We start from the raw sequence: 13,894 nt of genomic DNA, 5'->3' as shown, positions 1-13,894 counted from the left end.
TGAGGATTTGCTAAACTAAGAATAGAACTATGTATATAGGTAGTATATACGTAGTGAAAGAAGAGGTTGCATTTGTTAAAAGGTAATTGAATCCTCAACTATGTAATTGTAATTTAATAAGATATAAAGGGGGAAAGGCAAGGGAACTTATATCACTTGTTAATATGAGTTCTTTGTGTGAAGATGAAAATTGGAATTGTTGGACCGGGAGCTATTGGTCTCCTATATACATTTTATTTACAAAAAAGTAATCAAGATGTTACGTTGTTTACAAGAAACGATAAGCAAGCAGAAGAATTAAACTTAACGGGTGTAACTTGTATTAGGAATGGAGAACGTGAAACGGTATTTCCATCTATTTTACCGATAGAAAGTATGCTGGATAAACAGTTAGATTATATATTTATTGCTGTAAAGCAATATCATGTAACTGATATATTACCTTTTGTGCAGGGAGAATCGTCATTAATCTTTTTGCAAAATGGAATGTCACATCTTCACGTTATGCAAAAAATAGGAAATGAACGTATAGCAGTCGGGATTGTGGAGCATGGTGCAAAAAAAGAGGATGGACATACAGTTCGTCATACTGGAATAGGTGTTACAAAGTTTGGTGTAGTGCGTGGTCAATCTAGTTGTTTTAAAAAGGTATTTAATTGTTTTCCTTTTGATTATTTTCCGATTCATATAGAAGATGATTGGAAGGGGATTATGCGTAATAAATTAGTAGTCAATGTATGTATTAATCCGTTGACGGCATTATTGCGGGTTGAGAACGGGGAGTTAATTTCAAACCCGCTTTTTTATCAAATGATGGAGCAAGTATTTCAGGAAGTTGCATTTCTTGTTAAAGAAGAAGATAAGGAAATGCTATGGAAAATGGTATGCCAAGTATGTGAAAAAACATCCCATAATACTTCATCTATGTTAGCGGACGTAAGAGCGAATAGACAAACGGAAGTTAATGCGATTGTTGGATATGTATTAGAAGAAGCTAAGGAACAACAACAATCTGTTCCGACACTTCAATTTTTGTTCAATGCAATAAAAGGAATGGAATTATAAGTGTTTTTCTTTGCTTTTACGTGAAACATTGAATACAATGTGGGTTGGTGAGAGAACAGGATACGAAAGGAAGAATTATATGGAGATAAAAGAAATCTCTGTTCCACTACAAGGTGTTGTAGCGGACTATATGAACGGTAAAAAAGAGATACAGTCATGTTTTGATTATCTGTTAACAGAGGATGCTTTTAAACAGCGTTTACATGATTTACGTGAGAGAGAGTTTTTCCGTCAAGATTTAGTAACGCATTTATTAGAATATAATACACAATTGCAAGCGGGAGAATTTACAATTCAAAATATAAAAGCGCTTGAAGATGAAAATACATATGTAGTTATAGCTGGACAACAAGCTGGGTTATTAACTGGTCCGCTTTATACAGTTCATAAGATCATTTCAATTTTACAGCTTGCAAAAGAAAAAGAAGAGAGCTTAGGGGTTCGGGTTGTTCCTGTCTTTTGGATTGCTGGTGAAGACCATGATATGGATGAAATTAATCATACATTTGTAACGAAAAATAAAAAAATAAAAAAGACCATTTTTCATGATCGTTATCCGAAAAAGGCGAGTGCTTCTGAGTCTGAGTTTTCTATTGAAGACTGTAGAAAATGGGTCGAAGAGATTTTTAAAACATATCCGGAAACGAATTTTACAAAGGATGTATTACAATTTGTTGATGATGCTTTAGGTAAATCGCATACATATGTAGATTTCTTTGCGCACCTTATTACGAAAATGTTCGCAAATTCTGGTTTAATTCTTGTAGATTCACATCATCCTGCATTAAGAAAATTAGAAGTGCCGTTTTTACAACAAATTATAAGTAAATATAAAGAAATTCAAGTAGGGCTTCGTAATCAACAGGAAGTACTTAAGGAATTAGGATTTAAACCGATTATTGAAACGAAGACAAATGCAGTGCATATATTTATGGAAATTGATAATGAGCGAGTATTGCTTGAAGAGAATCAAGGGAAGTTTATTGGAAAAGATGGAGTGCATTCATTTTCGTATGAAGAATTGATGGAAGAGATGGAAAGAAGTCCAGAACGTTTTAGTAATAATGTTGTAACGCGCCCTCTTATGCAAGAATATGTGTTTCCTACGTTAGCGTTTATTGGCGGTCCAGGGGAGTTAGCTTATTGGAGTGAATTGCAACAAGTGTTTCATACGGCAGGTTTCCAAATGCCACCTGTTGTTCCGCGGCTTACAATTACTTATATGGAGCGAGATATAGCGACAGATTTATATGATTTAGATTTGCAAGAAATTGATCCATTTCTAAATAATATAGATAATCTGCGTGACAATTGGCTTTCTAATCAAATAGAGGAACCGATAGACGAGCGATTTATAGAAGCGAAAAAAGAAATAATGGATATTCATACATCATTACAACAATTCGTGAAAAAAATAGATCCAGGGTTAAATGAGTTTGCGGGGAAAAATGAACTGAAAATTAATGAGCAAATTGAACTGTTAGAAAAAATGTTGAAAAGAAATGTTGAGAAGAAACATGAGGTTCAACTGAATAAATTCCGCCGTTTACAATTCGCGCTTCGTCCATTAGGAGCACCGCAAGAACGTGTGTGGAATGTGTGTTATTATTTAAATCAGTTCGGCCTTGATTTTGTTGACCGGGTAATGGAACAATCTTTTTCGTGGGATGGAAAACATCATGTAATAAAACTATAGAATCTTGCTCTTTTGAGCAGGATTTTATTTTTATTCTGTTGAATTAACTGTGAAGTGAAATATTTCTGAATTATCCATCTTATGTTAATGTAATGAATCGCTATGTATTAGGTATATATATATATGACAAAATAGCACAAAATGTAAACGGATTAATATCTTTTTCGACAGGTTTTTGTTTAAATTCCCGCAAAAAATGATAAAATTTAGTATATAATAAAATAAAATAGCGATTTGTATAGCGTACTACCTTGTTGGAAGTTAAATGAGTCGTTCTTTAGTAGCATTTCATCCTCTAGTAGTAAATTGTGTTTGTAGAGTGAGAAATGTATTTAACATAATTAATTGGAAAAAGAGTAGGTGCAGCAATGTTCAAACACGTAACAGTACTTTTGAAAGAAACAGTAGATGGCTTAGATATAAAACCGAGTGGTACATATGTAGATTGTACACTGGGTGGAGGAGGACATAGTTCTTATTTATTATCGCAGCTAACAGATGGTGGAAAGTTAATAGCATTTGATCAAGATGAAATAGCGATTCAAAATGCGAAGGAAAAATTTTCTTCTTATGGTGAACAATTTGTAACAGTGAAGAGCAACTTCCGTTATTTATCTGAAAAACTACATGAATTAGGTATCACAGAAGTAGACGGGATTTTATTCGATTTAGGTGTTTCATCCCCACAATTAGATACACCAGAGCGTGGCTTTAGTTATCATCATGATGCACCGTTAGATATGCGGATGGATCAAGATGCCCCATTAACAGCATATGATGTTGTGAACAGCTGGTCATATGAACAACTCGTAAGAATTTTCTTCCAATACGGAGAAGAAAAATTTTCAAAGCAAATAACAAGGAAAATTGAAGCTTATCGCGAGAATAAGGCTATTGAAACGACAGGAGAATTAGTGGAATTAATTAAAGAAGGTATTCCAGCTCCGGCACGTAGAACAGGTGGACATCCTGCGAAGCGAGTATTTCAAGCGATTCGTATTGCTGTAAATGATGAATTAAAAGTATTTGAAGAAGCGTTGGAATCTGCAATTGATATGGTCAAGCCTGGTGGAAGAGTTAGTGTTATAACATTCCATTCTTTAGAAGATCGTATTTGTAAAACGACGTTTAAGCGAAATAGCACAACGCCGCAATTACCACAGGGACTACCGATTATTCCGGATGAATTTAAGCCGAAATTAAAGCTTATTACAAGGAAACCGATTTTACCTTCTGACATTGAATTAGAAGAAAATAATCGAGCGCGTTCTGCGAAGTTGAGAATCGCTGAAAAACGATAAAAAGGAGAGAGAGGTATGACTAATTTAGCTGTAAAGTATAAACAACAGGCGCAAGAAGAGGTACAAATTCAAGCGCCGCCACAGCAGATGGTTAAGCCAAAAGTTAAAACGAAAATTACAAGAATTGAAAAGCTATTGTACGTAACGTTTATTGGATTTTTATTATATGCTTGTGTAGCTTTTATTGGGAATAAAGCGGGTCTATATCAAGTTAATGTAGAAGCAGCGACGATAGAAGAACAAATTGTGAAAAAACAAAAGGAAAATCAAGAATTGCAGGCTGAAGTAGAGAAGTTAAGTCGTTATGAACGTATCGCTGAAGTTGCAAAAAAACACGGGCTAGAAATTAATGCGAATAATGTGAAAGGCCTAAAGTAAGGCAAATAGGTGTGAAGAAAAGATGAAGAGAAATATGACCAAATTTCATACCAATAAGGGAGCAGGTTATTTTATGATATTTTTCCTCCTGCTCTTTTTGCTGTTATTAGCCCGATTTTTTTACATACAAGCAACAGGAACAGTGGACAATCATGATTTGAAGAAACTTGCTGAACAGAAACATAGTAAAAAAGGAGTTCTCGAAGCGAATCGAGGAACAATTTATGACCAAAATGGTCATGTGCTAGCACAAGACGCAAATTCCTATAAAATGGTAGCGGAATTAAAAGGTGCTAAGCCTGTTGAGGATAAAGAGGATACTGCAAAGAAAATCGCTGGAGTACTCGGAACGGGCGAAGATGCGATCTTAGCCGCTTTAAATAAAGATAGAAGTCAAGTGGAATTTGGAACATTAGGTAGGGGCTTGACGAAAGAAAAGAAAGAACAAATAGAAGCGTTGAAATTGCCAGGAATCTCTTTTATCACCGAAAATGCGAGAGTGTATCCAAACGGTGATTTCGCATCTTACGTCATAGGGCATGCCAGCCCTGATGAGAATGGAATCGCAGTAGGTCAATTTGGCTTAGAAAAGAGTTTGGATAAGTATTTAGGTGCTTCTAATGGTGAGGTAGCTTATACAGGGGACCGTAAAGGAGTATCTCTTGACGGTGGGAAAGTGAATGTAAAGGCACCTAAAAATGGAGATAATGTGTATTTAACGCTTGACCAACGTATTCAAAGTTATTTAGAAGACGCAATGAAAGAAGCGAGTAAACATTATGAACCAGAAAATTTAATTGGAATTGTTGCGGATCCAAAGACGGGGAAAATATTAGCGATGTCTAGTAAACCTGGTTATGATCCGAACCAGGGAAAGATGGATTATTATTATAACGATGCAATTGCAAATGCATTTGAACCGGGATCAACAATGAAGATTTTCACATTAGCGGCGGCCATTAATGAAGGTGTATACAATGGACAAGACTTTTATCAGTCTGGTACATATCAAGTTGGTAATCGCAAAATAAAAGATCATAACGGTGGTGCTGGATGGGGTTCTATTACTTTTGATGAAGGGGTAGAGCGCTCTTCAAACGTAGCGTTTGCAATTTTAGGTGATCAAAAACTTGGTCCAGATCGTTTCCGAAAATATATTCATAATTTTGGATTAGATGAAAAAACAAACATTGATTTACCTAGTGAAGGGTCAAATACAATTTTATTTGATCAACAAATACAACAAGTAACAACAGCGTTTGGACAAGGTTCTACAGTTACACCAATTCAACTTGTACAAGCTGCAACAGCGATTGCAAATGATGGGAAAATGATGAAACCTTATACAATTGATAAAATTGTGGATCCAATAACAGGTAAAGTACAGCTAGAGCATAAACCAAAAGAAGTAGGGAAACCTGTTTCTAAAGATACAGCAGCGCAAGTAAGGCAATTACTAGAACGTGTTGTTACATCACCGAAAGGAACAGGAACTGCATATAAAGTTGATGGGTACTCAGTCGGGGGGAAAACAGGTACAGCACAAATTCCTGACGGGAAAGGTGGCTATATGACGGGAAGAGAGAATTATATATTCTCATTCTTAGGTATGGCACCGATGGACGATCCGCAACTTGTTGTGTATGTGTCCGTTAAACAACCAAAATTAAAAGATGATGAAAACGGGGCTAAACCTTTAGCAGATATCTTTAAATATGTAACGAAAAATAGCTTAGAGTACTTAAAGATTAAGCCGAATGAAGTAAAAGACCCGAAAAAATATGTGAAAGAACAACAAACTGTCGTTCCAGATGTAACCGGAAAAACGATGGAAGAAGCGAAAAAAGCAATTGATAAAGCAAAACTTCGTCCAATCGTATTAGGTGAAGGTAAAGTGCAGCAGCAAGTGCCAAAAGCAACTGAACAAACATTAAAGGGTGATCGAGTCTTCTTAGTAGGAGATAAACCTACAATGCCAAATATACAGGGATGGGCACTGCGTGATGTTATGAATTTAGCAAAAACATTAAAGCTTAACTTAAAACCTTCTGGTACAGGATATGTAACTGAGCAAAGTGTAGCGGAAGGGACATTGTTGCAACCTGGTACAGAATTAGGTGTAACACTCGTACCACCACTTGAACCGCAGCAAGAAGCAGAAAAGCCATAATGGTAATAGGGAAGAAGTTCTAATTAAATAAGTACAAGCATATATTGGAACAAGCTAGGCGTAAGGGAGGCTTGTTCCAATATGCGTGTATCAAATGTAACAGTTAGAAAACGACTTATTTTTATACTTATATCGGGTATACTCATTTTCACCATTATCGATATTCGTCTTGGTTATGTGCAATTTTTTCTTGGAAATATGTTAACGGATCGTGCGAAGGATTCATGGAGTCGTAATATTACTTTTGAACCAGAGCGAGGGAAAATTTTAGATCGAAATGGTGTGGAGCTTGCTACGAATAAAAGTGCACCGACCGTCTTTGTTGTGCCGAGGCAAATTGAAAAACCAGCAGAGACTGCAGAGAAGTTAGCTGCAGTATTAGGTGTGGAAAAAGATGATGTTTATAAGCGGATTACAAAAAAAGAATCGATTGTAAGGCTTGATAAAGGCGGAAGGAAAATATCGCATGACAAAGCGAAAGAAGTACGCGGATTAAGTTTAAAGGGTGTCTACATTGCAGAGGATTCTATCCGGTACTATCCATTCGGTAATTTTTTATCACACGTATTAGGATTTGCGGGCAGTGATAATCAAGGGCTTATGGGACTAGAGAAATATTATGATAAAGAGCTAAATGGTGATAAAGGTCATGTGCGATTTTTTGCAGACGCGAAAGGACAGAGAATGCCTAACGTTGGAGATGATTTCAAAAAACCAGAAGCCGGCTTGAATTTAGGATTAACAATTGATTCACGCATTACGAGGATTATGGAAAGAGAAATGAATATTGCGGAATCAACGTATAATCCTGACGGTATGATAGCAATTGCAATGAATCCGAAAAATGGTGAAATTTTAGGTATGTCAAGTCGACCAAGTTTTGATCCAGCAGATTTCCAAAGTGTTTCTCCGGAAGTATATAACAGAAACTTACCTGTATGGAGTACGTATGAGCCGGGGTCAACATTTAAGATTATTACATTAGCTGCAGCCTTGAATGAAAATTTAGTAGACTTAGAGAAAGATACATTTTATGATGATGGGGCAGCTGAAGTTGGTGGAGCTAGATTGCGGTGTTGGAAAGCTGGAGGCCATGGTAGCCAAACGTTTTTAGAGGTAGTTCAAAACTCTTGTAACCCAGGATTTATTGAACTCGGTGATCGTCTTGGTAAAGATCGATTGTTTAAATACATTCGCAATTTCGGGTTTGGACAGAAGACCGGAATTGATTTACAAGGTGAAGGTAGCGGTATTTTATTTAATTTAGATAAAGTTGGTCCAGTCGAGCAAGCGACGACTTCATTTGGGCAAGGTGTTTCTGTTACACCGATTCAACAAGTAGCAGCTGTAGCGGCCGCTGTAAATGGTGGAACTTTGTATCAGCCATATATAGCGAAGGAATTTATTGATCCGAAGAATAATCAAGTTGTCAGCAAAAAGACACCTGTTGCGAAAAGGGAAGTTATTTCCAAGGAAACTTCAGAGAAAGTTCGTTACGCATTAGAGAATGTTGTAGCGAAAGGTTCGGGTAAAGGGGCTTATATTGATGGATATCGTGTAGGTGGAAAAACTGGAACTGCTCAAAAGGTGAAAGATGGAAAATATTTAGATAATAACTATATTGTATCATTTATCGGTTTTGCTCCAGCTGACGATCCGCAAATTGTTGTTTATGTAGCAGTGGATAATCCAAAAGGAGTCACTCAATTTGGTGGAGTTGTAGCAGCACCTATTGTTGGGAATATTCTTCGTGACGCACTTCCTGTAATGGGAGTGGAACCGAGAAAAGAGCAAGTTGAGAAAGAATATAAATGGGGCGATACACCAACTGTGGAAGTTCCTAATTTAATTGGTATGAAAAAGAAAGATTTACAAACGCAACTTGTAGACTTGAAGCTTGATATAAGTGGTGATGGTGGGAAAGTAATTAAACAATCACCAGAAGCAGGAGCTAAAGTAAAAGAGGGTTCAAAAGTTAGAATTTACTTCGGGAATTAAAGGTAACTGATTGTGTTTTATGGTACAATTGGTGGAAGTGAGTTCTTTATAGAAAAATTGCTTTACTTGAGACGATAAGTGTCTCATTAATAAATAAATCTATTGATTAGACTATAGTAGCACTTACCTCCTATTTTTATATAACTAGGAGGTAACGTGTTACTTGCTAAAATAAGAGATAAATAAACAATGTAGAGAGGGTTTAGTGAAATGAAGTTGCATACACTTGTATCATGTTTGCATGATTTTCCAGTTGTTCCAACAGAAAATCCAGAAATAACATCTATTGAAGCGGATTCACGTAAAGTGAAAGAGGGAAGCTTATTTATATGTATGAAAGGATATACGGTTGATAGCCATGACTTTGCTAAGCAAGCAGCCGCACAAGGAGCGGCTGCTATTGTTGCGGAAAGACCAATTGATGTTGACGTTCCAGTTGTACTTGTGAAAAATACTTTTCGTTCGCTAGCGGTTTTAGCTGATTATTTTTATGGCCAACCAACACACAAGTTACATTTAATCGGTATTACAGGTACAAATGGAAAGACAACAACATCGCATATTATGGATGAAATTATGCGCGCACATGGTCATAAAACAGGGCTAATTGGAACGATTAATATGAAAATCGGTGATGAAACATTTGAGGTGAAAAATACAACACCAGATGCACTAACACTTCAACAGACATTTTCAAAAATGGTTGAACAAGGTGTGGATAGCACAGTAATGGAAGTTTCGTCTCATGCTTTAGATCTTGGCCGTGTACACGGGTGCGATTATGATGTTGCAGTATTTACGAATTTAACACAAGATCATTTAGACTATCATAAAACGATGGAAGAATATAAACATGCGAAAGGGTTGCTTTTCGCACAGCTTGGCAATAGTTATCATCATAATCGTGAAAAATACGCTATATTAAACAGTGATGATCCAGTAGCAGAAGAGTATATGAGAAGTACAGCAGCTACTGTTGTAACATACGGTATAGATGTTGCAAGCGACATTATGGCACGAGATATCGTAATGACGAGTGGCGGTACAACATTTTCACTTGTAACACCGTATGAAACTGTAAATGTTACGATGAAATTAATTGGTAAGTTTAATGTATACAACGTGTTAGCTGCTACAGCAGCAGGTCTTGTTTCAGGAGTGAGCTTACAAACAATTATTGATGTAATTAAAGAGCTTGCTGGCGTTCCTGGACGTTTTGAAGTTGTAGATGGTGGACAAAATTACACAGTTATTGTTGACTATGCGCATACACCTGATAGCTTAGAGAACGTACTAAAAACAGCAAAACAGTTTGCAAAAGGCGATGTATATTGTATCGTTGGTTGCGGTGGTGATAGAGATAGAACGAAAAGACCAATAATGGCAAGTGTTGCAACCGAATATGCAACTCATGCAATTTATACATCAGATAATCCAAGAAGTGAAGATCCGAAGGCTATTTTAGATGATATGGTAAATGATGTGAATGGGAATAATTATGAAGTAATTGTCGATCGAAAAGAAGCGATACGTTCCGCTATCTCGAAAGTAAAAGCAGAAGATATTATTATTATTGCTGGTAAAGGGCATGAAACGTATCAAATTATTGGTAAAGAAGTTCATCATTTTGACGATCGTGAAGTTGCTAAAGAAGCAATCACGGAGCGTTTAAACAACGAAGTGTAACAGCATGAGAGGAGGACTACATGTGCTTGAACAAGGTTTATTAGTAACGGCTGGGGTAGCATTTTTAATTTCTGTTGCCCTTTCGCCATTATTTATTCCATTTTTAAGAAAGTTAAAGTTCGGACAGAGTATTCGTGACGAAGGACCGAAGTCACATCAAAAAAAATCAGGGACACCAACGATGGGTGGTATTGTCATATATGTATCTATGATGGTGACTACGCTTATTATGGCGATTAAATTTAACAATTTAGGTGCAGAAGTATCATTGTTATTATTAGTTACATTTGGGTACGGATTAATCGGATTTTTAGATGACTACATAAAAGTAGTAAAGAAAAGAAATCTTGGTTTAACATCAAAACAAAAATTGATTGGTCAGCTTGTAATTGCTATTGCGTTCTTTTTAATTGGAAAAGGGCAAGCATTTCACACGTATATCATGATTCCAGGAACCGATGTTAAATTTGAATTAGGCTGGGCGTATTTTGTTCTCGTATTATTTATGCTTATTGGTGGATCAAATGCGGTTAATTTAACAGATGGTTTAGATGGTTTATTATCAGGAACAGCTGCTATTGCATTCGGAGCATTTAGTATTATTGCTGTAGCTCAAGAACAATTTGGGGTAGCGATTTTCTGTATGGCAGTCGTAGGAGCTGTACTTGGCTTTTTAGTATTCAATGCGAATCCAGCGAAAGTATTTATGGGGGATACTGGTTCTCTAGCTTTAGGTGGTGCTATCGCAGCTGTAGCGATTTTGTTAAAACAAGAATTGTTACTCGTTATTATTGGCGGTGTATTCGTAGCGGAAACTTTATCTGTTATTATCCAAGTTATTTCGTTCAAAACAACAGGAAAGCGTGTTTTTAAAATGAGTCCATTACATCATCATTATGAATTATGTGGTTGGTCAGAGTGGCGCGTTGTTGTAACGTTTTGGTCTGTAGGATTTTTATTAGCTGTGCTAGGAATTTATATCGGGGTGTGGATGTAATTGAAAACTGTAACTGAATATCAAAATAAAAATGTTCTTGTATTAGGTATTGCTAAAAGTGGTTATGCAGCAGCTACTTTATTAAAAAAGTTAGGGGCAAACGTCATTGTAAATGATGGGAAACCATTAGCGGGTAATGTGCTTGCAGCTGAGTTACAAGCGGAAGGAATGGATGTTGTGTGTGGTGGGCATCCATTAGAATTGCTGGAGAGAAACATTTCACTTGTCGTAAAAAATCCAGGAATTCCATATTCTAATCCACTCTTAGTGGCGGCGAAAGAAAAACAAATTCCAATTGTAACTGAGGTTGAATTAGCATATTCCATTTCAGCAGCACCGTTTGTTGGGATTACGGGATCTAACGGTAAAACAACAACGACAATGTTAACGTTTGAAATGTTAAAAGAAGGACAAAAGCACCCAGTTATTGCGGGGAATATAGGTACTGTAGCTTGTGAAGTTGCACAATTGGCGAAGGAAAATGAAGTTGTCGTTACGGAACTTTCATCGTTTCAATTGATGGGAGTGGAATCGTTCCAACCAAAAATTGCAGCCTTTTTAAATTTATTTGAAGCGCATTTAGATTATCACGGGACGAAGAAAGAGTATGGTTTGGCGAAAGCGAATATTTTCAAAAACCAAACTGAAGCAGATTATAGTATAATTAACGCAGATGATGCAGATGTCATGGCGTTATCGGCATATAGTAAAGGACAGAAAGTATTATTTTCGACGACGAAAGAAATTGAAGATGGTGCGTATATAAAAGATAACGCTCTTTATTTTAAAGGCGAAAAAGTAGTTAAAGTAAGTGATATTGTTTTACCTGGTAAGCACAATTTAGAAAATATTTTAGCAGCAATGAGTATTGCTAAATTACTAGGTGTTTCTAATGAAGCAATTACTGCTGTGTTAAAAAGTTTTACAGGTGTAAAACATCGCTTAGAATATGTAACAACGATTAATAATCGTAAATTTTATAATGATTCAAAAGCGACGAATATGCTAGCGACAGAAAAAGCATTATCTGCATTTACACAACCGATTGTATTATTGGCTGGTGGACTTGATCGTGGTAATGAATTTGATGATTTAATTCCATATTTTAAACATGTCAAAGCGATTGTGACATTTGGACAAACTGCACCAAAATTAGTAAGAGCGGCAGAAAAAGCAGGATTAGATGTAATTGAAAGTGTCGATACTTTAGATGATGCAGTAGTGAAAGCTTATGCTCATTCTACCGATGGTGATGTAATTCTTCTTTCACCAGCATGTGCAAGCTGGGATCAATTTAAAACATTTGAAGAAAGAGGAGACATTTTTATACAAGCTGTGCATAAACTTATATAAAGTAAATCAAAACATCAGTAGGCTAACACCTACTGATGTTTTGTTACATAGGGCAAAGGTTCTGCCCAAAGAGGTGGTGTTCATGGGTAATGAAGAAAACGCCTGATTTTATTCTCATCATCGTTACACTTGCGTTGTTAACAATCGGAATGATTATGGTTTATAGTGCGAGTGCGGTTTGGGCCTCTTATAAAATGGGGGATTCATTCTTTTTTGCAAAAAGACAATTGTTATTTGCAAGTCTTGGGGTAGTAGCTATGTTTTTTCTGATGAAAATTGATTATTGGGTATGGCGTACGTATTCAAAAGTAATTTTACTAGTTTGTTTCGTTCTTCTTATTCTAGTTCTTATTCCTGGAGTAGGTCTCGTTCGTGGAGGGGCACGAAGTTGGATTGGAATCGGGGCATTTTCTATCCAACCGTCAGAGTTTATGAAATTCGCGATGATTATTTTCTTAGCAAAATTTTTAGCGGAACGACAAAAATTAATTACATCTTTTAAACGAGGTTTACTACCGGCTCTTAGTTTTGTATTTCTTGCTTTTGGGATAATTATGTTACAGCCAGATCTTGGTACGGGAACGGTAATGATTGGGACATGTATTATTATGATATTTATTTCGGGAGCAAGGGTCTTTCACTTTGCAATGTTTGGTTTGCTTGGTGCAGCGGGATTTGTAGGGTTAATTGCATCAGCGCCATATCGAATGAAACGCATCACATCATATTTAGATCCGTGGTCGGATCCGCTCGGAAGTGGATTTCAAATTATCCAATCGTTACTCGCAATTGGACCTGGTGGTTTATTTGGGCTTGGACTTGGACAAAGTAGACAAAAATTTCTTTATTTACCTGAACCACAAACAGACTTTATATTTGCAATCTTATCCGAGGAATTAGGTTTTATTGGTGGTTCATTTGTGTTATTATTATTTAGTCTATTATTATGGCGTGGGATTCGTATAGCATTAGGAGCGCCAGATTTATATGGTACGTTTTTAGCAGTAGGTATTGTGGCGATGATTGCGATTCAAGTAATGATTAATGTTGGTGTTGTAACAGGACTGATGCCTGTTACCGGTATTACTTTGCCATTTTTAAGTTATGGTGGATCAAGTTTGACCTTAATGTTAATGGCAGTAGGTGTATTATTGAATATAAGTCGCCATTCTCGCTATTAAACCCTGTTTAAAAGACAGGGTTTTTCGTGTGTGTGTGTGAAAATACAATATGTATATAGAAATAAATAC

The 13,894-nt window shown here is 36.4% G+C and carries 10 protein-coding genes; all 10 read left to right on the top strand.

Annotated features, from left to right (window positions below; translation table 11 throughout):
• Positions 1 to 177: 177 nt before the first annotated feature.
• The 10 genes from panE (at position 178) to spoVE (ending at position 13,825) form a co-directional block, all read left to right on the top strand.
• Positions 178 to 1,065, top strand: a complete 888-nt coding sequence (gene panE, locus NSQ08_RS18195) for a 2-dehydropantoate 2-reductase (RefSeq protein WP_340777701.1) — start codon at positions 178 to 180, stop codon at positions 1,063 to 1,065.
• Positions 1,066 to 1,144: 79 nt separating this feature from the next.
• Positions 1,145 to 2,761 (top strand): bacillithiol biosynthesis cysteine-adding enzyme BshC, encoded by a 1,617-nt coding sequence (gene bshC, locus NSQ08_RS18190; protein ID WP_002128861.1) that lies wholly within the window; start codon positions 1,145 to 1,147, stop codon positions 2,759 to 2,761.
• 368 nt (positions 2,762 to 3,129) lie between these two features.
• Entirely contained in the window at positions 3,130 to 4,062 is a 933-nt protein-coding gene (gene rsmH, locus NSQ08_RS18185) for a 16S rRNA (cytosine(1402)-N(4))-methyltransferase RsmH (protein ID WP_002014746.1), read from the top strand.
• A gap of 15 nt (positions 4,063 to 4,077) precedes the next feature.
• Entirely contained in the window at positions 4,078 to 4,440 is a 363-nt protein-coding gene (ftsL, locus tag NSQ08_RS18180; RefSeq protein WP_002014745.1) for a cell division protein FtsL, read from the top strand.
• A gap of 22 nt (positions 4,441 to 4,462) precedes the next feature.
• The gene (locus NSQ08_RS18175) at positions 4,463 to 6,610 is read left to right on the top strand and encodes a penicillin-binding protein (RefSeq protein ID WP_445686190.1); all 2,148 of its coding nucleotides are present in this window, start codon (positions 4,463 to 4,465) and stop codon (positions 6,608 to 6,610) included.
• An 81-nt stretch (positions 6,611 to 6,691) separates the two neighbouring features.
• Positions 6,692 to 8,608, top strand: a complete 1,917-nt coding sequence (locus NSQ08_RS18170; RefSeq protein ID WP_002014741.1) for a stage V sporulation protein D — start codon at positions 6,692 to 6,694, stop codon at positions 8,606 to 8,608.
• Positions 8,609 to 8,818: 210 nt separating this feature from the next.
• Positions 8,819 to 10,294 (top strand): UDP-N-acetylmuramoyl-L-alanyl-D-glutamate--2,6-diaminopimelate ligase, encoded by a 1,476-nt coding sequence (locus tag NSQ08_RS18165; protein WP_340777687.1) that lies wholly within the window; start codon positions 8,819 to 8,821, stop codon positions 10,292 to 10,294.
• A gap of 22 nt (positions 10,295 to 10,316) precedes the next feature.
• The gene (gene mraY / locus NSQ08_RS18160) at positions 10,317 to 11,291 is read left to right on the top strand and encodes a phospho-N-acetylmuramoyl-pentapeptide-transferase (RefSeq protein WP_002014738.1); all 975 of its coding nucleotides are present in this window, start codon (positions 10,317 to 10,319) and stop codon (positions 11,289 to 11,291) included.
• Complete coding sequence (gene murD, locus NSQ08_RS18155) at positions 11,292 to 12,644, top strand: UDP-N-acetylmuramoyl-L-alanine--D-glutamate ligase (RefSeq protein WP_002142942.1); 1,353 nt, start codon at positions 11,292 to 11,294, stop codon at positions 12,642 to 12,644. It abuts the gene before it with no gap.
• A gap of 89 nt (positions 12,645 to 12,733) precedes the next feature.
• Positions 12,734 to 13,825 (top strand): stage V sporulation protein E, encoded by a 1,092-nt coding sequence (gene spoVE / locus NSQ08_RS18150; RefSeq protein WP_002014736.1) that lies wholly within the window; start codon positions 12,734 to 12,736, stop codon positions 13,823 to 13,825.
• Positions 13,826 to 13,894 lie beyond the last annotated feature (69 nt).

This window comes from Bacillus sp. FSL E2-8887 (assembly GCF_038007205.1).
Classification (GTDB): Bacteria; Bacillota; Bacilli; order Bacillales; family Bacillaceae_G; genus Bacillus_A; species Bacillus_A mycoides.
This window is presented reverse-complemented; position numbering and strand designations above follow the sequence as displayed.